This is a genomic window from Calothrix sp. FACHB-168, from assembly GCF_963889195.1.
Lineage (GTDB): Bacteria > Cyanobacteriota > Cyanobacteriia > Cyanobacteriales > Nostocaceae > Aulosira > Aulosira anomala_A.
On the sequence record NZ_CAWPNJ010000002.1, the window covers coordinates 61263 to 85459 of the forward strand.

23 protein-coding genes are annotated in these 24197 nt (G+C 40.9%); 20 read left to right on the forward strand and 3 right to left on the reverse strand.

The features are described 5' to 3' along the window. Positions 1-151: 151 nt before the first annotated feature. The 10 genes from AACW45_RS03215 to AACW45_RS03260 all read left to right on the forward strand — a co-directional run bounded on the left by AACW45_RS03215 (position 152) and on the right by AACW45_RS03260 (position 12569). Positions 152-1255 (forward strand): glycosyl transferase, encoded by a 1104-nt coding sequence (locus AACW45_RS03215; protein WP_190631093.1) that lies wholly within the window; start codon positions 152-154, stop codon positions 1253-1255. A gap of 156 nt (positions 1256-1411) precedes the next feature. Next, on the forward strand, positions 1412-2185 hold the full coding sequence (locus AACW45_RS03220; RefSeq protein WP_190631094.1) for an SDR family oxidoreductase: 774 nt from the start codon (positions 1412-1414) through the stop codon (positions 2183-2185). 332 nt (positions 2186-2517) lie between these two features. Further along, positions 2518-2913 carry a VOC family protein gene (locus AACW45_RS03225; RefSeq protein ID WP_190631095.1) on the forward strand — a complete coding sequence of 132 codons (396 nt, stop codon included), beginning with the start codon at positions 2518-2520 and terminating at the stop codon, positions 2911-2913. A 745-nt stretch (positions 2914-3658) separates the two neighbouring features. Beyond that, positions 3659-7330, forward strand: a complete 3672-nt coding sequence (locus tag AACW45_RS03230; RefSeq protein WP_190631097.1) for a PAS domain S-box protein — start codon at positions 3659-3661, stop codon at positions 7328-7330. A 333-nt stretch (positions 7331-7663) separates the two neighbouring features. After that, positions 7664-8260, forward strand: a complete 597-nt coding sequence (locus AACW45_RS03235) for a tRNA isopentenyl-2-thiomethyl-A-37 hydroxylase MiaE (RefSeq protein WP_190631282.1) — start codon at positions 7664-7666, stop codon at positions 8258-8260. A 20-nt stretch (positions 8261-8280) separates the two neighbouring features. After that, the gene (locus tag AACW45_RS03240) at positions 8281-8685 is read left to right on the forward strand and encodes a VOC family protein (RefSeq protein ID WP_190631099.1); all 405 of its coding nucleotides are present in this window, start codon (positions 8281-8283) and stop codon (positions 8683-8685) included. A 24-nt stretch (positions 8686-8709) separates the two neighbouring features. Beyond that, positions 8710-10713 carry a leucine-rich repeat domain-containing protein gene (locus AACW45_RS03245; protein ID WP_190631101.1) on the forward strand — a complete coding sequence of 668 codons (2004 nt, stop codon included), beginning with the start codon at positions 8710-8712 and terminating at the stop codon, positions 10711-10713. 48 nt (positions 10714-10761) lie between these two features. Continuing rightward, positions 10762-11265, forward strand: a complete 504-nt coding sequence (locus tag AACW45_RS03250) for a GNAT family N-acetyltransferase (RefSeq protein ID WP_096641839.1) — start codon at positions 10762-10764, stop codon at positions 11263-11265. 87 nt (positions 11266-11352) lie between these two features. Continuing rightward, positions 11353-12024, forward strand: a complete 672-nt coding sequence (locus tag AACW45_RS03255; RefSeq protein ID WP_190631103.1) for a ComF family protein — start codon at positions 11353-11355, stop codon at positions 12022-12024. Between the two features lie 83 nt (positions 12025-12107). Next, the gene (locus AACW45_RS03260; protein ID WP_190631286.1) at positions 12108-12569 is read left to right on the forward strand and encodes a PPC domain-containing protein; all 462 of its coding nucleotides are present in this window, start codon (positions 12108-12110) and stop codon (positions 12567-12569) included. Between the two features lie 87 nt (positions 12570-12656). On the opposite strand, the gene cobS is transcribed toward AACW45_RS03260, so the two are convergent. Next, entirely contained in the window at positions 12657-13430 is a 774-nt protein-coding gene (gene cobS, locus AACW45_RS03265; protein WP_190631105.1) for an adenosylcobinamide-GDP ribazoletransferase, read from the reverse strand. Between the two features lie 217 nt (positions 13431-13647). Between cobS and AACW45_RS03270 the strand changes: the two genes are divergently transcribed. The 5 genes from AACW45_RS03270 (at position 13648) to psbM (ending at position 17171) form a co-directional block, all read left to right on the forward strand. Continuing rightward, positions 13648-14100, forward strand: coding sequence for a hypothetical protein (locus AACW45_RS03270; RefSeq protein WP_096641836.1), 453 nt, complete (start codon positions 13648-13650; stop codon positions 14098-14100). 945 nt (positions 14101-15045) lie between these two features. Continuing rightward, complete coding sequence (tgt, locus tag AACW45_RS03280) at positions 15046-16149, forward strand: tRNA guanosine(34) transglycosylase Tgt (protein WP_190544641.1); 1104 nt, start codon at positions 15046-15048, stop codon at positions 16147-16149. 166 nt (positions 16150-16315) lie between these two features. Next, complete coding sequence (locus tag AACW45_RS03285; RefSeq protein WP_015199278.1) at positions 16316-16453, forward strand: photosystem II reaction center protein K; 138 nt, start codon at positions 16316-16318, stop codon at positions 16451-16453. Positions 16454-16636: 183 nt separating this feature from the next. Beyond that, positions 16637-16933 (forward strand): 2Fe-2S iron-sulfur cluster-binding protein, encoded by a 297-nt coding sequence (locus AACW45_RS03290; protein ID WP_096641834.1) that lies wholly within the window; start codon positions 16637-16639, stop codon positions 16931-16933. Positions 16934-17054: 121 nt separating this feature from the next. Further along, positions 17055-17171, forward strand: coding sequence for a photosystem II reaction center protein PsbM (psbM, locus tag AACW45_RS03295; RefSeq protein ID WP_096604004.1), 117 nt, complete (start codon positions 17055-17057; stop codon positions 17169-17171). Positions 17172-17302: 131 nt separating this feature from the next. On the opposite strand, the gene AACW45_RS03300 is transcribed toward psbM, so the two are convergent. Next, the gene (locus AACW45_RS03300; RefSeq protein WP_190631107.1) at positions 17303-17443 is read right to left on the reverse strand and encodes a plasmid mobilization protein; all 141 of its coding nucleotides are present in this window, start codon (positions 17441-17443) and stop codon (positions 17303-17305) included. 86 nt (positions 17444-17529) lie between these two features. Between AACW45_RS03300 and AACW45_RS03305 the strand changes: the two genes are divergently transcribed. Beyond that, the gene (locus tag AACW45_RS03305) at positions 17530-18852 is read left to right on the forward strand and encodes an RNA-guided endonuclease InsQ/TnpB family protein (protein WP_199331034.1); all 1323 of its coding nucleotides are present in this window, start codon (positions 17530-17532) and stop codon (positions 18850-18852) included. 64 nt (positions 18853-18916) lie between these two features. Here the strand turns inward: AACW45_RS03305 and AACW45_RS03310 are convergent, their stop codons facing one another. Continuing rightward, positions 18917-19768 carry a universal stress protein gene (locus AACW45_RS03310; protein ID WP_190631288.1) on the reverse strand — a complete coding sequence of 284 codons (852 nt, stop codon included), beginning with the start codon at positions 19766-19768 and terminating at the stop codon, positions 18917-18919. Positions 19769-20720: 952 nt separating this feature from the next. On the opposite strand from AACW45_RS03310, the gene AACW45_RS03315 reads away from it, so the two are divergent. The 4 genes from AACW45_RS03315 (at position 20721) to AACW45_RS03330 (ending at position 23980) form a co-directional block, all read left to right on the forward strand. Beyond that, a complete protein-coding gene (locus tag AACW45_RS03315; protein WP_190631110.1) occupies positions 20721-21278 on the forward strand; it encodes a transposase in 558 nt (185 codons plus the stop codon). A gap of 203 nt (positions 21279-21481) precedes the next feature. Further along, positions 21482-22240 carry a DsbA family protein gene (locus AACW45_RS03320; protein ID WP_190631111.1) on the forward strand — a complete coding sequence of 253 codons (759 nt, stop codon included), beginning with the start codon at positions 21482-21484 and terminating at the stop codon, positions 22238-22240. 346 nt (positions 22241-22586) lie between these two features. After that, a complete protein-coding gene (locus AACW45_RS03325; protein ID WP_190631113.1) occupies positions 22587-23294 on the forward strand; it encodes a CAP domain-containing protein in 708 nt (235 codons plus the stop codon). A gap of 119 nt (positions 23295-23413) precedes the next feature. Then, the gene (locus AACW45_RS03330; protein ID WP_190631115.1) at positions 23414-23980 is read left to right on the forward strand and encodes a CAP domain-containing protein; all 567 of its coding nucleotides are present in this window, start codon (positions 23414-23416) and stop codon (positions 23978-23980) included. The last annotated feature ends 217 nt before the right edge of the window (positions 23981-24197 follow it).

A 24197-nucleotide genomic window follows, 5' to 3' on the forward strand; every position in this document is an offset into this window, starting at 1 on the left:
TTATATTAAAATTCAAATTTTATTCTTGGACATATATGCCGAGTAATCAGCATCTATTATCTATATTACTGTGCTTCGTGTATCAAAAGTCAGTTGTTAAATTTTCCCAGACCCAGTAAATTAATTGTGGCCTATAGATACATTCTCTTTGATGGAACGCCCTATTTTATACATGGCCATTACTAACCACGGTTTTGGTCATACGACGCGCATGGCCGCAATCGCTGACACAATTCAAAAATTGTGCCCGGAAGTTCTCCTCATTATGGTGACTACTGCGCCACACTGGTTACTTGATTGCTATATTGACGGCGATTTTATTCATCGTCCTCGGGCTTTTGATTTGGGTGTAGTACAAGCAGATAGCTTGACGATGGATCGAGCAGCTACTTTAGAAAAGTTATTAGAAATTAAAAAAAATCAACATTCTTTGATCGCTGGGGAAGTTAATTTTATTCGGCAAAATTTTGTCCATTTGATTTTAGCGGATATTCCCTTTTTGGCTTCAGCGATCGCGAAAGCAGCAAATATTCCTTGTTGGTCGGTGAGTAACTTTGGCTGGGATTTGATTTACCGGGATTGGGGAGGAGAGTTTTTGGCGATTGCTGATTGGATTAGTGATTGTTATGCTCAATGCGATCGCTTATATCGCCTCCCATTTCACGAACCGATGTCAGCATTCACCAATATTATAGATGTGGGTTTAACAGGTGGTTCGCCGCGTTATGATGCTGATAACCTGCGATCGCATTGGCGGATTACCGCACCTGTAGAAAAAACAATTCTGCTCACCTTTGGCGGTTTGGGTTTACAGCAATTTCCCTACAATAACCTACAGCATTTCCCCGATTGGCAATTTATTGTGTTCGATCAATCTGCGCCAGATTTACCTAACTTGGTGAAGATTACCGACCGAAAATACCGCCCTGTAGATTTTATGCCGATTTGCGGGCGAGTTGTTTCTAAACCTGGTTACAGTACTTTTGCTGAGGCTACCAAATTGCAAGTACCGCTTGTTACAGTTACGCGGGAAGATTTTGCAGAAGCCGCTTTTTTAATCACAGGGTTAGCTAATTATAATCAGCATCAAATCCTTAGCCCAACTGAATTTTTTCAAGGTAATTGGGATTTTCTGCGTCAACCTCTATTACAACCCAAACTTTCTCAACCGATAGCCAAAGATGGTAATCAAGCGATCGCAGCTGCTGTCCTAGAATATTTTCAAGCTAGTCAATCACGAAAAAATCTCTCTTAAGAGTCAACAGTCAACAGTCAACAGTCAACCGTCAACCGTCAACCGTCAACGCTATTTTCAATTTAACAATCGCAAAACTCCGATTCGTGGGTGGAGTTTTTCATTAGTTCCGAATTATTGGACAATGGACAATTGACTCTTGACTCTTGACTAACAATGATTTCCCTAAAAAATCAAATCATTCTCATCACTGGCGCAAGTAGTGGTATTGGTACTGCTTGTGCCAGAGTATTTGCTAATACAGGCGCAAAATTAATTTTAGCGGCGCGGCGGCTGGAACGCTTACAGGAACTAGCTGATACCCTTAAGGAAGAATTTAATACTGAGGTTTATTTAATACAGTTAGATGTGCGCGATCGCGCTGCGGTAGAAGCTGCGATTTCTAGCCTACCTCCCGCCTGGGCTGATATTGACATTCTCATTAACAATGCGGGATTGAGTCGCGGTTTAGACAAGTTACATGAAGGTAGCTTTGCCGATTGGGAAGAAATGATCGATACCAATATTAAGGGCTTACTTTACCTTACCCGTTATGTAGTACCGGGGATGGTAAAACGCGATCGCGGTCATGTGGTAAATATTGGTTCTATCGCCGGACATCAAACCTATCCCAATGGTAATGTCTATTGTGGAACGAAAGCGGCTGTTAAAGCCATTTCTGAAGGATTAAAGCTAGATTTAATAGGTACGCCGATTCGCGTCACTTCCGTCGATCCTGGGATGGTAGAAACGGAATTTAGCGATGTGCGGTTTCATGGCGATACTGAACGCGCCAAAAAAGTTTACCAAGGAGTTACGCCCCTAACTCCTGATGATGTGGCAGATGTGATATTTTTCTGCGTCACGCGATCGCCCCATGTCAATATTAATGAGATAGTCCTGATGCCTGTAGATCAAGCTAGCGCTACACTAGTTAACCGACGAACATGAAGAGGTGAGGGGACAAGGGGGACAAATGCCCAATGCCCAATGCCCATTTTGCGATCGCAGGTAAAAACATCTGCGATTTTTTATTTTCACAAGTTGCAACTCATAATCATTTCGACTATGATTTATTTAGAGGGACGAAATAAATAACCCCAGAGATGGAAAGCCTAGTCATTATGTTTTTAGATACTGGCTTAGAGTAGTGTCTCTAAACTTTCAACATGATGCTTAAAATCTCTTGTTTATCTGCGTCTCTACGTGAGATTTATTTAAGTTTATTTAACAGCTAAAACAATAATTATTAACCTGATTTTCTTAATTTACCGGAGCAAATTATGAACATGATTCGCTTTGAACACATTAACCTTTCTTGTAAAGATATCGACGCCACGAAAAACTTTTATCAAACACTATTCCCAGATTGGTATGTAAGAGCCGAAGGGGTATTCAATGGCGATCGCTGGATGCATTTTGGTAATAACCAATTTTATCTAGCTTTGAATGACGATTCACAACAAGAGCGAGTGCATAAACCTTATGAAAGCATTGGTATTAATCATGTCGGCTTTGTAATTGATGATGGTGAAGCAATGCAAAAATTACTAGAAGCTAACGCCATTGATTACTACACAATGACAGCCGCCGAAACCAAGCATAGAATTTATGTCAACGATCCCGATGGTAATGAAATTGAGTTAGTTGAATATCATCCCGACTATAGCTTGGCTTAGTATGTATAGGCTGCGTTACCACTTCGTGGTAACGCAGCCTATTTTGGACTAATTCACATTATTCCTAATTGGCATTAATTATTTAAATATATCTAATGGTAGATGCAAAAATAATATTCTACTAAATTATATGTCATAAGGATGATCTACCAGCTTGCAATCTATCAAAATAAATCGATTGAGGCTAAGATGATGGAACAGAAGCTTCAAAGCGTCTATTTTTAGCGTTTTAAGACGCAAGGAAAAAGTTGACAAATATCATTATTAAAAACTAAGAGTAATTCTCAAATTAATAGGAATACGATTTAATTTCTGATTTAATTTCTAAAAATATCAGTGTAGCTTGCTTTAATTGTCAGTGGTAACGCACGAAAAGCTTTGCTGCAATGGAAAAATCCCACAACTAAACATGAAAATCTCTCTTCCCTGTGCTATATTACCTATTTCAAGCTCTGAGGAAGAATTTTGATGTATTTGTAGTTTTTGCAACGAAAAAAATTAATATAGGCTGTTCATATCTGCTTGTAATCTATTGAAAAGAAAGGTGTTCATAACCATATAAATTTATGTTTTTATGGCGATACGGGATATGTTTATAACCTCAAAATTAAAGAAGTCAGAGATAGACTCAACCGGGATAAACCCTTAAAAACTCCACCTGAAAAATATTGCCAAATCACAAATTCTCTCTACCCATTTTCATGGTGACTTTTGGCGATCGCAGATAAAAACTATTGAGTATAATATGCAAAATGACCATATCTTCGCATTACCGACTCTCGCACAGGTAATCGATCCCCATCCTTTGACGGTTAAACCCGATACTACTGTAATGGACGCGATCGCTTTTATGAGTCAGGCGCGAGATAGAAGTTGTATTTTAGATGATGGAAAGTCCACATCAATACTGAGTTCTTCCTATTCAGGACTCAATAATTATGTGTTAGTGACAGAACAAGCAAATCTACGAGGTATCTTTACTGAAAGAGACGTAGTCAGACTAATTGCTACAGGGGTAAACTTAGCAAATATTAAAGTTGCTGAAGTGATGACACAACAAGCCATCACCCTGCAATACAGTGCTGCTTACAATGCGGCGATTCCCCTATCTCTGATGCGTCAGCATCAAATTCGCCATCTTCCGATTGTGGATAAGCAGGAAAAATTACTAGGAATTGTCACTCACAACAGCCTGCGTCAAGCGCTCCAACCTGCTAATTTGCTGAAATTGCGCCTAGTTCGGGAGGTAATGCTGACTCAGGTGATTCATGCACCTCATACCGCCTCTGTAATCGATTTAGCTCAATTGATGAACCAGCATCAGGTTAGCTGTATCGTCATTGTCGAACCCCAAGCAGCAGACAACAGTGAATTACTTTACCCCATAGGTATCGTGAGCGAGCGAGATATTGTGCAATTTCGGGCTTTAAATCTGGATTTAGCCCATACACAAGCAATAACAGTCATGAGTTCGCCTTTATTTACTGTCAAGCCAGAGGATTCAATGTGGGCTGCTTATCAACAAATGCAACAACGTTATGTCCGCAGATTAGTGGTAACAAGCAATGGTGGCGAACTCTTGGGAATTGTCACTCAAAGCAGTTTTCTCAATGCCATCGATCCCTTAGAAGTATCGAGTGTAATTGTCACATTACAACAGCAAATTGCCGAAAAAAGTAATGAACTTGGCCAAGTCAGTCAGCAATTGCAGCAGTTAGAAGTAGAACTGTACCAGAGTAACGAGCGTTTAAAACTAGCGCTAGAGGCTGCTCACGCTGGCTCTTGGGATTGGGATATGGTGACGAATCAGACAATTTGGACACCTTACCATGAGATTATCTTTGGCTATCAACCAGGAACCCCAAACCGCAGTTATCAAGATTGGGCGGATCGAGTTCACCCTGAAGATTGGGAGCATATTCAGGCTTGTATGCAAAAAGCGATCGCCAATCGACAAAACTATATAGGTGAATATCGAATAATTCTTCCAGATAATCAGATTCGCTGGGTGAATTCTCGTGGTAGTTTTTATTATAATCTGCATGGGCAAGCAATACGCATGGTGGGGGTAGTAGATGACATCACCGAGCGCAAACTAGCAGAATCAGTCCTCAGTCAAGCCCGTGAAAAATTGGAAATCCGGGTAGCACAGCGAACTGCTGAACTATCTCAAGAAAAACAAGCATTTCGAGCGCTAGCAGACAATGCACCCGATATTATTGCTAGATTTGATGCTAATCTTTGCCACCTCTACGTGAATCGAGTGATTGAAGCCGAAACAGGCTTACCTGCCCATGAGTTTATCGGTAAAACCAACGAAGAGTTAGGAATGCCAGTCGCTCAAGTGGCTATATGGAACGCAACTCTCACAAAAGTATTTACCACAAGACAGCCAGAGGAAATAGAATTTGAATTTCCCAGCCCCAATGGTGTGAAATATTACCAAAGTCGTTGTGTGCCAGAATTTGACCAAAATGGCAACGTCGCGTCAGTACTCACAATTGCGCGCAATATTACCAAGCATAAACAAGCAGAACTGGCTCTGCGCCAAAGTGAAGCCAAATATCGCTGCATTGTGGAAACTGCCATAGAGGGTGTATGGGCTGTAGATGCTGAGGGGAAAACAACCTTAGTTAATCAACAAATGGCCTCGATGTTGGGCTATACCATCGAGGAAATGCAGGGAAAATCGCTGTTTGAATTTATGGACACACAGGGACAAGCGATCGCCTTACAATATTGGCAACGTCGGCAACAAGGCATTAAAGAACAGCACGACTTTAAATTTTGCGATCGCAATGGTTGTGATGTTTGGGCGATTGTCTCTGGAACTCCCATGTTTGATGAAAATGGTGAATATATCGGTGGTTTAGCCATGATTACCGATATTACAGGGCGTAAACAAGCAGAACAGAAAATGCGCGAACAAGCAGCCTTAATTGATATTGCCACTGATGCGATTTTTGTCACCAATCTGCACAACAAAATCTTATTTTGGAGCTTAGGATCTGATCGCTTATATGGCTTTTCTGTCGCCGAAGCTATTAAGAAGACAGCCCAAGAATTATTTAATGATGATGCATTTCAACTCGCAACAGCAATGAAAACTACTTTAGATAAAGGCTGCTGGCGGGGAGAATTGGAGCAACGTACCAAAGCAGGTACAAAAATTATTGTTGAGAGTCGTTGGACTCTGGTGCAGGAAGAATCAGGAGAACCAAAATCAATCCTGATTGTCAACACTGATATTACAGAAAAGAAGAGTCTAGAAAAGCAATTTTTACGGGCGCAACGTCTGGAAAGTTTGGGAACTCTAGCTAGCGGTATCGCCCATGACCTCAATAATATATTTACACCGATTTTGGCAATTTCTCAACTTTTACCATTAAGAATTCAAACAGTTGATAACAAAACCCAAGAATTAGTGGAAGTTTTAACTAAAAGTGCTAAACGTGGCAGCGACTTAGTTAAACAAATACTCATGTTTGCTAGAGGAACAGAAGGTAAACCCATCTGTTTACAAATTGGACATTTACTTTTAGAAGTAGCAAAAGTTATTACACAAACATTTCCTAAATCTATTGAAATTACCACCAACATTCCTGTGAGAACTTTGTGGATGGTGAAAGGCTATCCTACGCAAATGCATCAGATTTTTATGAATATTTGTGTCAATGCTCGTGATGCAATGCCCGATGGTGGAACTCTCAATATATATGCTGAAAATCAGTTTATTGATGAAATTTATACCCGGATGGATGTTAATGCCCAGGTGGGAAATTATGTGGTTATTACCATTGGCGATACAGGTATAGGTATTCCCCCAGAATTAATGGATCGGATTTTTGACCCTTTTTTCACCACCAAAGAACCTGGTAAAGGCACAGGATTAGGGCTTTCTACTGTGATTAGTATTGTCAAAAATAGTGGGGGTTTTGTACAAGTATTCAGTCAAGAAGGTAAAGGTACAAAATTTAAAGTTTACTTACCAGCCATAGAAGAAACGATCGATGAGCAGGTATCATCGACAACAATACCCAGAGGAAACCAAGAGCTAGTAATGATTGTCGATGATGAGGTAATGATACAATTAGCCACCAAAACATCACTAGAACAAGCTAATTATAGAACCTTGATTGCTAAAGATGGTATTGAGGCGATCGCGATTTACGCCCAGCATCAGCAGGAAATTAATTTAGTATTGATCGATATCATGATGCCGAGTTTAGATGGATTGACAGCTATCCGTACCCTCAAAAAATTAAATCCTCAACTCAAAATCATCGCCACTAGCGGATTACCTACTCACAGTCGGGAAGCTTTAGCAGCCGGTGCGCAAGAGTTTTTAGCCAAACCCTACACAGCCGCAGATTTATTCAGTACTTTATCTGAGTTAATCGGCAAAAAATTGCAGTAGTTGATCCATCGATTAACCAACAGATCGCCGTCACCCTAGAAGGGTGCGGCTAACCGAACAAAGCCTGCCTCTGCAGGCTAAAGAAATTGAGCCTGCAGAGGCAGGCTTTGTAGCTTTAGCCCCAGGCTTATAGCCTGCGGGCGATCTTTCGGGCAAGCGAGACAAGTATTTAGATCAACATTGAGGGCTTTAACCCACCATTCCCCAGCAGTATCCTTCAAGAAGTCGGGGATCTAGGAACTCGCACTCTTTAGCCCAATCGCCCCAGACCAGATTAAAATCAATGTGCTGGGCTATCTCAGCTACATTGAGATATCTGGAGTTTGTCATCCTGTGCTTACTGAACTACCAAAAATCAACGCTCTCAAACAACCTACCAGTTCCGCGTGGGTAGAACAAGCGATCGCTAATTTAGATATAATTCTGCTCGATCATTCCCACTGCGAACGCAAAGCTGCGGGGGTGGCGTTAAATTTTATGTTTCGCTACCCTTCCAATGCGAAAATGGTCAGAGAATTAACTGCGATCGCTCGTGAAGAACTAGAACACTTTGAACTCGTCAATCAGTGGCTAGAACGTCGCAACATCCCCCTCGCACCCTTACCACCACCACCTTACGGCGCAGGTTTAAAAGCGCAAGTTCGTCCCCAAGAACCAGATAGATTTTTAGATTCTTTACTCGTCACCGGATTAATAGAAGCACGCAGTCACGAACGCTTAGGATTATTAGCTACACACTGTCCTGAGCCAGAATTAGCTAAGTTTTACAAAGGTTTGATGGCATCTGAAGCCCGTCATTTCGGTACTTACTGGGTTCTAGCTGATACTTATTTTGACCGTGAAATTGTCATGCAACGGCTGGATGAACTAGCAATAGTTGAAAGCGAGTTGTTATCAACATTACACTCAGAGCCTAGAATTCATAGTTAGTGAACTAACGTACTTGAATTATGAAACTTCAGTTAACACACCTCAGACTACTTGTATCCAATTATAAAGAGACTTTTTTGTTTTACCGGGATCTACTGGGATTGAATGTAGATTGGGGTGATGAAGAAACTGGATATGCCGAGTTTAATACCGGATCTATTCAGCTAGCTGTATTCAAAAAAGAATTCATGGCTCAAGTCATCCCCAGCATCAATCAGCCTTCATCCTTTGCTAGCCAAGATAAAACATCCTTAATTTTTGCTGTCGATAACGTCGATGAAGTTTATCAACGCCTCAAAGATCGTAATGGTATCCTCATGGCTCCACCTACAGATCGTCCCGACTGGGGAATCCGCACAGCTCATTTTCGCGATCCCGATGGCAATTTAATTGAGATATACACCAACTTGGGCATCCTTAGTTAAATTTTTTTTGCCAGCTACTAGCCAATGTCTGAACTACAGCCAAATCAGAGTCCGAACTTTCGCCGCTTTGCTGACTGGTGTTTACACAAAGATAGCCTCTCACCTGAAGCCAGACACACAGTTGATCTACTATTGGAGAAAGTTATTACTTCTGATTGCTACCAAGCAGAGCAACAACTTGCAAGCCTTATCAGACTGAGGCTATACAATGAGGAAATTTCCGATCTAAGTCCATTATCTACATTGACCAATCTGGCTTACTTAGAGTTAACTAGGAATAACATTTGTGACATTAGTCCATTATCTACTTTAAGTAATCTGCGTCACTTGGCACTCAGTCATAATCAGATTGCCGATTTTAGTCCGTTATCTAAACTAACTAATCTAACTAAGTTATTTGTCTGGCGTAATAAAATAAATGTGGATCTGAGTCAATTTTCCTCACTTGTTAATTTGACTCTACTAGATGTTAGTTCCAATCAAATTTCCAGTTTGAGTCCACTATCTAACCTCATTAATTTAACTCAACTTTTCCTGAACTACAATCGCGAGCCAGAAGACCAAATATCAGACTTAATATCTGATTTGAGTCCGTTATCTGGTTTACAAAACTTGACAGTATTGCATCTTGGTGACAATCAAATTTCTGATTTGAGTACCTTATCTAAGTTAATTAACCTGAAAGAATTATCTTTAGGAAAGAATTTAATTTACGATGTGAGTCATGTAGCTAATTTAACTAATTTAACTGAATTACATATTGATGATAATTTAATTTCTGATCTCAGTCACTTATTTAAATTAACTAATTTAATTTCCCTAAATATCGGTAAAAACCAAATTCGTGATTTAAATACTTTATCTAGGTTAGACAATTTAATTAAACTGAGTATAGGTGATAATCAAATTTCTGATTTAAGTCCTTTATCTAAGCTAATAAATCTTAGAGAACTACATTTAGGTGAAAATAATATTTCTGATATTAGCCCACTGTTTGAATTAGCAAATTTAACTAAATTTACTACTGATGCAACCAGACAAATAATTGACAATACATACTTGTCATCTATTTGGAAACAGTACTATTTCTACTTCACTGTACCAATTGATAAAGAAAAAGCTACGTCAGCTATCAAATCAACCTATGCAGTTCTTGGGCTTCAAGAACCAGAAGTGATTTTTTATCCAGACCCTTATATAATTAGGAATAAATTGGATGAATTTAACTCTAACAAGCAACCTCTATGGGGAAAACCATTAGCATACGAAATATATAAATTTTGTGAAAGTATCGGCAACAGATTAAGTTCAGGATTGAAAGATTTTCTATACAGTGAAATTGCTAATCAATTACCATTATTACAGGAATTTAATACAGACTTCGATCCAAAATGGGAGTCAGATTATATTACTCCTAGCCAAATGCTAATAATGATTAGCAGGGGGCAAATATTGATGAGTAAATTTAATTATGTCCTAGATGATAAAGAAAAAGAAGCTTGGCAATGCCTAAATCAACTATTTGAAAATTGCGGCTGGATATTTCCCGGTGAAAAAGTGTGTGCATTGTGCGATCGCCCCCGGAAAATTTCTCTAGATACTGACAACCGCTTACACGCAGAAGGCGAACCAGCCATTGAATTTGCTGATAGTGGGCATCCTGGATACTACTATCATGGTGTGAAACTACCAGAGAAATACGGCAAACTTCACCCCCAGCAATGGGAAGCACAATGGCTTTTAGAAGAAGACAATGCTGAACTTAGACGCATATTAATCCAAGGTATAGGCTACGATCGCATTTGTGAGCAACTACAAGCACAAGTCATCGATTTTTGGCAAGAATACACCTTACTTCGCATTGATGCTGATGTTGATGTCGAGCCAATTCATCTTTTGAAAATGACTTGCCCTAGTACGGCAAAAATTCATACATTAAGAGTACCGCCTTTGATCAACTCTGCCAGAGTTGCGATTCGTTGGGTAAATTGGGATATAGATCCAGAAGAATTTTCTGTGCAAACTTGACTCTCTTTTTGCTCCCATTCAAAATTAAAAATTATTGAAAATTTTCCGATGAGAGATTATTATCGAGACTTTTTGATTCGTAACTGGGAGCAGAGCGATCGCACTAGCACTGCCGCAGTTATCAGTTATGTATTATCAGAATACGGTTTGGGCTGGGAACCAAACGGAGCCGATCGCGATGTGGTACAAGTTGAAGAATGCTACTTAGCCACAGGCGGCGAGTTTTGGGTAATTGAACACCAAGGGCAATTAGTAGGAACCGGGGCATACTATCCGGTAAATCGCGGTGAAAAAGCCGTAGAGATAAGGAAAATGTATTTATTGCCCAGCATTAGAGGTATAGGATTAGGGAAATATTTGTTACAACAACTAGAAGATGCGATCGCCGCTCGTGGCTTCCAGCAAATTTGGATTGAAACCGCCAGCGTTTTAGTAGAAGCAGTCAAACTCTACGAAAGCAACGGCTATCAACCAGCCACAGGAGTAGAAACCCCAAGGTGCGATCGCGTTTATGTCAAATACCTCAATCAATCGCCAAGGGTTGACGGTTGACGGTTGACGGTTGACGGTTGACGGTTGACGGTTGACGGTTGACTGTTGACGGTTGACTGTTGACTCATACCCAATGCCCCATGCCCCATGCCCCATGCCCTAATTAAAGAATTACTTAATCTTTTTCTCCAGCCCCATTGTCCTTTGTGTCAACGCAGTACTTCTCGCCATCTATGTGAATACTGTGAAAGACAGCTGCAACAATGTCGCATTCAAGACCCGAAAAGGTTTTGGCAACAACCTATACCCGTGTTTAGCTGGGGGGTTTATGGTGGTGCTTTAAAAAGAGCGATCGCTGTGATGAAATATGAAAATCAACCACAAATTGCTAAACCTTTAGGTCAGTGGTTAGGTGAAACTTGGTTATTAAATTCGCCAACTAGTCATCAAAATTTGCTAGTTGTACCTATACCACTTCACCCCAGTAAACAAAAAATCCGAAGATACAATCAAGCCGCACTCATCGGTCAAAGCTTTTCTCAAACAGCTGGGTTAAAATTCAAACTAAATGGTCTAGAAAGAGTTAGAGAAACTAAAGCGCAATTTGGTTTATCAGCATCTGAACGCGAAAAAAACTTGGCAGCAGCTTTTGCTGTTGGGCAAGAATTTCGCCGCAATCCTCCCACTGTACCAGTGTTGTTAGTAGATGATATTTACACTACGGGTGCTACCGCCGCAGCTGCGGTGCAAACACTCCGTGAGTGGCAAATTCCGATTGTAGGTTTGGTAGCCCTGGCTACCGCCATTAAAAATCAATAACTCAACAACGCCAGGGAAAGCTATTCTGCTAAATAACTCTATAATTGACCATATTATCCTGTTTTTATGGAAATTTTACTTTGATGATCGGTAAAGCTTTTGTCGCGGGTTTACAACGGGTAATTATTCTTCCTGCCACCTTATTGGCAATGAGCATCAGTACAAATGCTGCCTTGGCTCAAAATAAGTTATACAGTCCAATTCCTTTAACTACCAGCAGTTCTGAATTTTCAGATACGCTCTCAGATAAAGATATTCCCACAGGTCAGGGTGGATACGCTCGCGATTACGCCGTTAAGCTCAATAAAGGCGATAATTTAGCCGTTGATTTGTCATCAGATAACTTTGACTGCATTATTACCCTACTTTCCCCCAATGGTACGACCTTAGCCGAAAATGACGACGGCCCTGATGGTACGAGTAATTCCCTATTGTTTACCCGCATAGCAGAAACAGGAACTTATATAATTCGCGTCCGTTCTTTCGGAGAAACTGGCGTTGGTAACTTTAAATTAAAAGTCACAAAGCTACAGCCGATAAAGTAATTTTGGGCATGGGGCATGGGGCATGGGGCATTGGGCATGGCTATTTCTCCTGTGCTTCGTCTGCCCCTCTGCTTTCTCTGCTGTTGTTCAAAAAGCAGTGAGAACGCAAAGAAATAGGGCTTCAGTCCATTCTACAACTGCGCCATAGGTGTCACCAGTGTGACCACCTAATTTGTGGTTAAACCAAGCACTAGTGGCAGTAGCGATCGCTATTCCCGCAACTACCATTACTAATGCCAAAAATCTCTGCTGGTTATATAGTAAAAAGAGTAATCCACTGATGCTCATCGGTAACAACAGTCCCGGTAACAAATCTTTGTAAGATTGAATGGCTTGTTTGTGAATTGCGCCTTTACCGGTTGGTTTAAGATAAGGATAACAAGCGATCGCTAGCTGTTGTCCCCAGCGTCCCCAACCACAAGCAGCCATCAAGATTAACCAACGGTTTGTTTCTATCTCTGTTAAGGCTGTTGTTTTTAGCAATAATAGAGCGATCGCAGCCATTGCGCCAAATGCACCTGTAGCACTATCTGCCATCACCTCTAGCCTTCTTTCTGGGTCACCTACCGCCAAACCGTCAGCAGTATCCATTGCTCCATCTAAATGCAGCCCTCCAGTAATGGCGATACCCATACTGACTACTAAGGCACTACGAGTTAATATTGGTATACCCAAATAACTCATCCCAATATCACATAATCCTAAAATTCCCCCAATCAACAGCCCAATTAGTGGAGCCATCCGGGCAACTTGTGCAAATACCAACCCGTTGACAGTTGGCAACGGAATCACAGTATAAAATATCACAGCAGCTACCAAATCAAGCAGCAGCTTTTTACCAAAACGAAGCTGGTCAGTCATAGAATCTAAGGGATGAGGGGCTAGGGGCTAGAGGGACAAGGAAGCAATTGTACAGACGCGATTCATCGCGTCTCTGACCAATAACCAATGACAAAATTTAGTTTGTTGGACGATCGCTCACGAAAGTTGATATTTTTTAAATGTAGGGAGTAAACAGACAGTTGACCTCAAAATATTGCGCTGTTGCACCTCACTTACGCTCATACCCCATTTCCTTATGAGTCACCATCTACCCGACACCAAGATACCAGCTCCGTGCATTATTAACACGGGCATTATTGTGAATAAGCTCGACATCCGGCGATTGTTGGCTGACTTAGGCCGAGTCCACTACATCTACACCCAAGACGGACAATTACAAAGTGAGGGTGATGGGGATGTGATGGAAGTGTTTGCCAACCCGCAAAGGTCTACTTTAGTTGCTAACCATGCACTTTACCTGAATGTTCATAGTTTTGACTATTTGGAACTCAAACAGTCCGAACAACAGGAACCCTACTTTGATTTAATCCAAGAAGGCATGTGTTTGCGGCTGATTCCCCTCTCAACGCCTTTACAAGAGCGCAGAGAGCGCAATTTGAATGTTAGTGCCATCGAAGCCATGATGGAGCAAGTACTCGCCGCCAGATGGGATGCGGAAATTGATGACGATACGACCGATTCATTTTAAATTATTTAGCTTGAAAAGACTGTTGACGGTTGACTGCGATGCACTGAAGCTCTGTCGAAGTGTTGACCGGAAAGAGAAATTTTCAAGGCTGTCTAGTTTACGAATCTTTATAGATGAATTTTTTTTATGCCTTTGTGCCTTTGTGCTGGAAAATAATCTTTTACCTATTTCAACAAGAAGGCTCACACTGAACCCGATAGGGTCAGTGTTGAGATGAATTGTTGGGCGACGACGAATTGACCCACAACCAAATTAATCCGCAGGATTAACAGGGCAGGGGGTCGATGATAGCGCAGCATTAGCGAGTCCGCGAGCGTCGGAGTCGCCAGATTTTTGGCTTGGCAAAGAGTCGATCCAATCTTCAATCAGGTGGGTGACCGTCTTTTCCCTGTTTTGTGCATAAGCCTTGAGCTTGTTTAATCTATTCTCGGAAATTCTCAAATTCAATCTTCCAGTTTTCATGTAAAGACGCACAGTGTATGTCTTTATATGGTAATATAAAAATGGTCGTTGACCCTCCCGAATGTATGGACATCAGACAGGCTAACTTCAAAGTAGTCAGACTTGCCGCAGCAACATCAGAGATCGGGGAAAACGTGAGTCCTGCTGGTCAGCTATTGCTGTAAATCCAAGACGAACGTACCGTAGAAAATTAAAGCCTCGACTCCGCTCGGCTTTAACCCTGAGCGGAGCCGAAGGGTTAAACTGCCTAGGTCAGATGGGCGGCTGCCTGGGTTCTCCCTTGAGGAGATAAAGGTCGTAAGACCAGAGACGCTGTGTAAGACCATTATCGGGTTTAGTCCCGAATATCCTTGGATATCCCCAACGTGGCAACGGCGAATGAGACGGGAAGCCTACACACAACCGTTGGTCAGTGTAGGTACTTCACCACAAAGACCCAAGGGCATACAATCTTTAAATTAACGAAATCATATTAATTTTGCCTTGAGCGCTAATTTTTCTTTTCAATGTCTTGCTTGCTGTAGCAAGACAAAAGCTAGGGCTGGCGTATTTTTCACCCCTCACGGCCCTGTGGAAACCCCTAGATTTATGCCTGTGGGGACACTAGCAAATGTAAAAACTGTTACTCCAGCCCAACTTAAGGATACTGGGGCACAAATGGTATTGTCGAATACTTACCATCTCCACCTGCAACCAGGGGAAGGAATTGTTGCGGGCGGTGGGGGACTGCATAAATTCATGGGTTGGAACGGGCCGATGCTCACAGATTCCGGTGGGTTTCAGGTCTTTAGTTTGAGCGAGATGCGCAAAATTACGGAAGAAGGCGTAACTTTTCGTTCTCCCCATGATGGACAAATCATTAAATTAACGCCAGAACGCTCAATTGAGATTCAAAATACTCTAGGGGCGGATGTAATTATGGCGTTTGATGAATGTCCCCCATATCCAGCGACTCGCCAAGAAGTAGAAGCGGCTACTGAACGTACCTATCGCTGGCTAGAACGCTGTATAGCAGCCCATAAACGCAGCGATCAGGCGCTATTTGGGATTGTTCAAGGTGGGGTGTATTTAGATTTGCGATCGCAAGCAGCTTTAGCTTTAGCTGAGTTAGATTTACCAGGATATGCAATTGGTGGTGTCAGTGTCGGTGAACCGCCAGAACTAGTGGCGCAGATTGTCCAAAACACTGCACCATTATTACCACCAGAAAAGCCCCGTTATTTAATGGGTGTGGGTACTTATAAAGAAATGGCGATCGCGATCGCCTCTGGTGTTGATGTATTTGATTGTGTAATTCCTACCCGTTGGGCAAGACATGGAACAGCAATAGTTCAAGGCGAACGCTGGAATTTAAAAAATGCTAAATTTCGTGAAGATTTTGCACCATTAGATGAAACTTGTACATGCTACGCTTGCCAAAACTTTAGCCGTGCTTACATATCTCATTTAGTGCGATCGCAAGAAATTTTAGCCTACACCTTATTGAGCATTCACAACATCACAGAACTTATACGCTTTACCCAACGCATCCGCGAAGCCATATTAAGCGATCGCTTCGCCACAGAATTTGCTCACTGGCTAGATTGAGTAGAAGGGAGACAAGGAGGACAAGGGAGACAAGGGGGAAACAAATAACTATTGTACAGACGCGATTCATCGCGTCTCTGACAACTGACAAATGACCAATGACCAAACCATGTTAAGATACCTATCAATTATGAAAGCTGTGTTGGATAGGTGGATTTAAACGAATATGGAAGCAGCACTGTTGTTAGCAAAATTGCCGGAAGCATACCAAATTTTTAATCCTTTGGTAGATGTTCTCCCAGTAATTCCCGTTTTCTTCTTGTTACTTGCTTTCGTTTGGCAAGCAGCAGTTGGATTTAGGTAAGTTAATTAAGTTTTCATCTTTGGGACAGGTTGAAAATACCTGTCCTATTTTTTGGTAAGATTAGTTTTGCAAAACTTGATATTTCTTAATAATATGTAATCTTTTCATATAGACTTAAGTTAGTATATCAAGCCTGGTTAAAAAAATATCCAAGCCACGCTGCAAGATCCTCAGGTATTAGTTATGGGTAATATCAAATTTGTTAAAGAAGATAAAGAAGTAATAGCGGCGGATGGTGCTAATCTCCGGCTGAAAGCCATGCAAAATGGCATTGATATTTATACATTGTTTGGCAAAATGACAAATTGCGGCGGCTATGGCCAATGTGGTACTTGCATAGTCGAAATTACAGAAGGATTGGAGAATCTTTCCCCCCGTACAGATGTAGAAAACCGCAAATTAAAGAAAAAACCTGCAAATTATCGCCTAGCCTGTCAAACTCTTGTTAACGGGCCTGTAAGCGTCGTTACCAAGCCTTAGTCTTGCAAATCTATTTCCGATCAATCGGCATTTACCCCATCAGAAAATTTGGGCAAACTCTGTCATCTATGATGCTATTCTAATGTTGTTGACCGGAAAATCTAGGAGAGGCTTTCTTGCCATGCAAGTTAATGACCTGGGGTTTGTAGCGAGCATTCTGTTCGTACTAGTTCCCTCTGTATTTTTGATAGTTCTTTACATTCAGACTGCTAGCCGCGAAGGTAAAAAAGATAGCTAAAACCTTTTTTAACGTAACGCGAAAGTCCCCACCCTCAGCGCAGCAGGGTGGGGATGAATAGCGGTTGACGACGATTGCATCTATGACCATCATCAACCTTGCGGTTGATAAGGGAATAGATGTATGAAGAGTCAACACTCTTTATTTGGTAATGCTTTGATGTAATCTTGAATTACTTCAGACATAGAAACACCTAAATATTTAGCGTATTTCTCTATTTTTTCTTTCTCTTGTTTGGTGAGTCTTACTATAACTTTTTCTGTTCTAGCCATAATTTTCCGAAATATGTGTTGTTCTCATTGTATATACATATAGCCAAACATAAAAGGGAAGTGATTAGACTGTGGCTACAAGGCGAATGACTTTTCGGTTATATCCAAATACTCAAATAGAAAAAACTTTGCGGTATCATCGGAAATTGCAAAAAGACTTGTACAACGCCGCAGTCAATAACAGATTTACGCAATATCAAAAATTCAATCATTCTGTTAGTTATTTTGAGCAACAGAATTGTTTACCAGCATTCAAAGAAGTCTGGACAGAGTACAAGGAAATCAACTCTCAAGCTTTACAAGCAACTCTAAAACGAGTTGATTTTGCTTTTGAAAGATGGTTCAAAGGTTTAGGTAAACGCCCTAGATACAAATCAATTCGTCATTATTCAGGTTGGACATATCCGGCTAAATCTGGCTATTTTGTAGAATCCAACGGTGAAAATGGATACCTCAATCTATCCAAGATTGGACGTATTCAGATGCGTGGTCAGTCTAAGTATTGGGGTACTCCTACTACTTGCACTATTGTTTATCGCAATGGCAAATGGTACGCATCAATTACAGTTGACGTTTTAGATCAGGTTCTCAAACCAGAAGTTTTACCAGTTGGCGCAATTGGTATTGATTTGGGTTGTAATGCAGCATTATCAATTACTGATGGAGAAAATCATCAACAAATTGAGGCTCCCAAGTTTTTAAGGAATGCTGAACAGAAAATCAAACAAGCTTCTCAGCAGAAGAGGCGAAAACGCGCACCAAATAGAAATAAGAGAATCAAGGCTTCTAGAAGATATAAAAAAGCCCAGTCTAAGGTTAGTAAAATAACTCGTAAAGTTGCTAACCAGCGTCAAAATTGGGTTCATCAGGTAGCAGTAGAAATAGTTAGCTGTAATAGCCTCATTGCTACAGAAAAACTAGAAGTCAAGAAGATGACAAGTATTGCTCAAAAAGGCAAGCGCAAAAAACAAAAAGCGGGTTTGAATAAGTCAATACTTGATGTTGGTTTTGGGATGCTTCGCAGTACCATCAAATACAAAGTAGAACAAATCGGTGGTGTATTTGTAGAAGTTCCCACCAAGAAAGTAAAACCTAGTCAAACTTGCCCCAAGTGTGGGCATCAACACAAGAAAACTCTTGATATTAGAGTTCATGATTGTCAATCTTGTGGATACAGACAAGACAGAGATATCGCTGCTGCTGAAGTCATGCTTTATTGGGCTAAAGGAAGTCTACCGGAGTCAGGAACTGGCTTCGTAGTCGCAGAGTCGCCTAGCTCTACTTCATGCACTCGCTCATCTGCGGGAGGTATGAAGCAACTAGGGGCGAAGAAGCGACAAAAACTCAATTCTACTGGGGTGAATGTAGAAACTCACCCCGATAACGTTGTAGGGGTGAGTAGTTCATAATAAAGAACCCTTACACCAATGGTGCAGGGGTTTTTGTTTATCAACCGCTAAATCTATTTAGCTGTTAACTAGTGGTTCGTGCCAACAGTACAGGACAAGTAGCATTGACGCGAACATAGTCAGATAAAGAAGAGCCAATGAGCCTATCTATATCGACAAAACTCTTTGCTACCGATGGACGGCGATCGGGAGATCCCAGTAATAATAAATCTACGCTCAACTCTTCTGCTAAACGACAGATTTCTTCACCAGGTTTACCCGAACTGCTGAAACAACGTGCTTTTACCCCTTGTCTGGTAGCTTCTGCAACAGCTGCGGCTAAAACGGGATTTTTATCTGGGGTAACTTCGTTAAGTTCAGAAGATTTACCGCGTAAATCTGTATTCACATTCGCTAAAATTAGCTGACCGCCTTCGATACCACGCAGTAGGAATAAAGCTAAATTCAAGCAGTGTTTTGCTGACTCAGAGTTATCTATTGCTACCATCACGCGGTTAATTCGTTTCACATAAATGTCATCTTTGACCAGTAACATAGGACGAGATGACAGTTGGAATACGTACTGGCTAACGGAATTCGATAAAATAGATTGTAGGCGCTTGAGTCCGCGCGAACCCATGATAATCAAGTCAGCATCGATTTCATCAGCTACCTGACAAACCACATCTTTGGGATCGCCTTGGCGCAAGATAGAAGAAACCTGGCTTGGATCTAAGTTCAAAGTTTGAATCGCATTCGCTAGAATTTTGCCACCTTCCTCCCACTTTTCGGTCATAGCGTTAGCAGTAGATTGAGAAGAAACTACGTGTAACACTGTGACTTTTGCGCTTTTGATTGATGGCACTTCTTTCAACGCCTTGAGCATCTCTTCCGCATGTCCCAATCCAGACACAGCCAGCAAAATTTTATCTATCATCATACGTCTTGTTGTTAAGATTGCTTTGGTTTCTGCTCTTAGTGATTTGACTCAACTTGGCTTGGTTACAAGCTTGCTGAACTACCTAGTAAGTTTTTTGTACTCATCCCATCACAACCAAACGATCCACAGTATGATTTTTCGGGAACGAGAAGATGAACTTTACAGTTGGGATTGTGAAGGTGATTTGCACTTCACTGAAGTAAGTACTTAACTAGGCTCTAATGATTAAGCTTACTTTCAATTTAGCCTGAACAATTTACTAAAATATGATGGTATTTATTATTTTTAATCTATGTTTACTTTTGTTCATTAAAACAGAGTTAAGTATTGCAACGATGCTCTAAAAAAAGTAAATGAACTATATGTGAATCTAATATTTATGTATAAGCCGCAAATTAGCAGAATGCTTGCAACATCGGGGGTTAGAGATTTCTTATATTTAGATATTAAATAAGATTTGTATAGCATCTTTTATGCTATGTTCGGCATTTTGCAATAATTTTTGAGAATCATTAAGCTATTTTTTTAGAAATTTTTTGGATTTAGTGTCAAAAAAATTTGCCAGATAAATCCCTAATTTTTTGTAAATACTGTATTTTTGCACTTGACTATTAATTGTCATCTGATAAATCACAACTGCAAATTATTTTCATTTTATTTTCATTTTCTTGTCGGCTCAAATATGCATAATTACGCTTAAATAGCGATCGCCTACCAGCGCGATCGCTATTTAAGTGTATACACTGAACGATTTTTTATTAACTAGCGTAAATTGTAACTAATATCCTCAAAGATAGAGTTCAAAACGAAATTCATAATCGAATTCCGGTATCAATCCCCGGTTTCCCCTTTTAAAACCCATCCCCCCCTGTACGGGCGCGGTCTCCGCGCCCTCTCCGCGCCTCTTTACTTAATTATCCCTATCCTAAAAACACACGCCCAATCAACCGTGAAATATAACCCCAATATTCACCACAGACAATCAATTCGCTTACCAGGATATGACTATTCACAACCTGGTGCTTATTTCATCACCATTTGCACCCAATATCATGAATGTTGTTTAGGCGAAATCATCAATGGGGACATGAGATTTACAATTAGAGGTGCGATCGCCTTTCGGTTGTGGTTACAAATTCCGCATCATTTTGCCAATGTTGAATTGGATGAATTTATCATCATGCCCAATCATGTCCACGGAATTATCGTAATTACCGATAAATATACAGCAACCACGGACACAGAGGGCGGGGAGACCCCGCCCCTACGACGGCGAAAACCCACATTGGGGCAAATTGTCGCCTATTACAAATATCAAACAACCAAAATTATCAATCAAATTGATTACACACCTAAAAATCGGGTGTGGCAACGTAATTATTACGATCGCATTATTCGCCATCAAAATGCATTCAACCTGATTCAACGGTATATTATCGCCAACCCCATACGTTGGCACAAAGACCCAGAAAACCCCCGTAGGGGCGCGGTCTCCGCGCCCTTGTAATATCAATAATCTCCGCGCCCTTGTAATATCAATCATCTCCGTGCCCTTGTAATATCAATCATCTCCGCCCCCCTTGAATATCAATAATCCCCGCGCCCAACCCTCTTAAATCATCGATTAAATGCAATTTAATTCCGAAAAGCGATCGCATTCACTCATCTAAGGCAATACTATGAGGATGTTTACTGAGCGAGTATTTTGATATGCGTCAATTGTTTCGGTATATGCGTACTTGGGTATTCATCAGCTTACTGTGTTTAGTTGTCAGCTGGTCACTTCCCGCACAAGCTGCTACTTCCGTCAGTCCCAAACTAGAACAGCAAGTATTACAAATCCTCCGCGAACACCCGGAGGTAATTATCGAATCTGTTCAAATATACCAGCAGCAACAGCAACAGCAACTAAAACAAGTACGCCAAGCATTTTTACAAGATTTAAAACTCAATCCTCAAACAGTAATTGGCGAATCTCCTACTACAGGCGCGAATCAGTCAAAGATTTTGCTAATAGAATTTTCCGATTTTCAATGTCCCTACTGTAGTGAAGCCCATAAAACCTTAAAGCAGTTGTTAGCCAAGCATCAAAATGAAATTACATTAGTTTACAAACATTTACCTTTAATTTCCATTCACGATCAAGCACTACCCGCAGCAAAAGCAGCTTGGGCTGCTAGTCAACAAGGTAAATTCTGGGAATATCACGATGCTTTGTTTGCTAATCAAAAACAACTTGGCGAAGCATTATATATAGATACTGCCGAATCATTGCATCTGGATCTGGAGAAATTTAAAAACGATGCTTTTGGTGCCAATAATCTGGCAGAAAAAGCCATAGCTAAAGATATTCTATTAGCAGATAAATTAGGCATTGATGGTACACCATTTTTTGTGATAAATAGCCAAAAGTTCTCTGGTGTAGTGCAGTTGTCAAATATCGAGAAAATATTAGCTAATGCTCAGTAACTCAGAACATTTAGCTAAAAATTTCTGAAAACAAAGGTACATAGAATAATTGAAAAAGAGACACGGAGATGGGAATTTTCTCTGTGTCTCTTTTGCGATCGCTCTGTCCCCTACAGGGTCTACTCACTCTTTACGTTTATGGTAATAAAGGTTACAACATACTTTGAGTGAGAATTGTAATAACGCAGAGGTTTAACGCCGGGTATTTGAGAGTTGTCTGTACTACTAGGCGTAACTCTGCGCTTTTTTTCTGAAAAAATAAGGTAAATCTACCGGAATTATACTGTTATTTAATGTATTTAAAATTCAGAAGGTTCCCCGTATAAATCACATAGTGAGATAATTTATGAATCGCTTTGGAATTTGGTTATTTTTGCCCCTAGCCCTGATAGCTAGCTGTTATCAACAATTAATACCCAATAACCAGTCTGTAGCACAATCGCCCCAGTCTTCAGTGCCAAAATCTAGCCCGACTCTGTTAGCCAAGGCGAGTTATCTTTCTCCATTAGAACAACAAGTAATTGTGGAAATGAACAAGGTACGGACAAATCCTAAATCCTACCTTCCCATCATAGAAAATTATCGCCAGCGCTTTCAAGGAAATCGAGTCAAAATTGGACAGAATACTTATTTAGTGACTCAAGAAGGGGTAAAAGCAGTTGATGAAGCGATCGCATTTCTCAAGTCGGCTCGTCCGGTGGGAGCATTGACAGCCTCTAAAGGAATGTCTTTAGGGGCGAGAGATCATGTCAAAGACCAAGGCCCTAAAGGTACAACAGGTCATAATGGTAGCGATGGTAGTAACCCGGTGACTCGCATTAGTCGCTATGGTCAATGGCAAGTGACCGCAGGCGAAAATATTAGCTATGGCCCAAACACCGCCCAAGATATCGTTATGCAGTTAATTATCGATGATGGTGTACGCGATCGCGGTCATCGCACCAACATTTTTAATGGTGCTTTTAAAGTTGCTGGTGTGGCTTACGGCACTCACAAAAAATATAGAACAATTTGCGTGATTAATTACGCTGGTGGATATCAAGAAAAATCATAATTTTTTTCACCAGGAATTCAGTAATTAATTTCCGAAAGCGTCTTTCTCTGTAGGGTGATTCATTGTGAATTACCCGCAGAAGTTGGTAAGAGTTGTTGATCCATTGTAATTAATTAGTGATGCTATCAAGTTTAGAACAAGAAGTAATTATAGAAATGAACAAAGTGCGGACAAATCCCACTGCGTATCTCCCAGTTTTACAGAACTGGAAACAGCGTTTTCAAGGATTACAAGTCAAAATCGCTGAGGGGGTTTACTTGCTGACTCAAGAAGGCGTCACAGCAGTTGATGAAGCAATTTCCTTTCTTTCTTCTGTGCGTCCTGTAGCCGCTTTGAGTACATCTCAAGGAATGTCTTTAGCAGCAAAAGATCACGTACAAGACCAAGGAACTACAGGGGCGATGGGTCATACTGGTAGCGATGGTAGCAATCCCTTTACCCGCATGAATCGCTATGGTGAGTGGCAATTTACCGCAGGTGAAAATATTAGCTATGGTTCTTATTTAGCTCAAGATATCATTATGCAATTAATTATTGATGATGGAGTACGCGATCGCGGTCATCGCACCAACATTTTTAACTCTGCTTTTAAAGTCACTGGGGTGGCTTTTGGCGTTCACCCGAAATATAGACAAATGTGTGTCATCACCTATGCTGGCGGCTATCGAGAAAAAGTAGTCTCATAGCTTAAATTTTGTTATGCGAATAAAAGGGACAAGGAGGAGCCACTGCGTTGCGCGGGTTCCCCGCGTTGTAGCAAGTGGCGTGACAAGGGAGAAATAAGTCTTTTAAGCTAGCCGCACAACGAGGGTATGAAAAATCTCTTCTCTAGCCCCTAGTCTCTATTGTCAAGTCATACCAATTTGAAAAAAGAATGCGACAGATGGTAGGGGCATGGCAGTG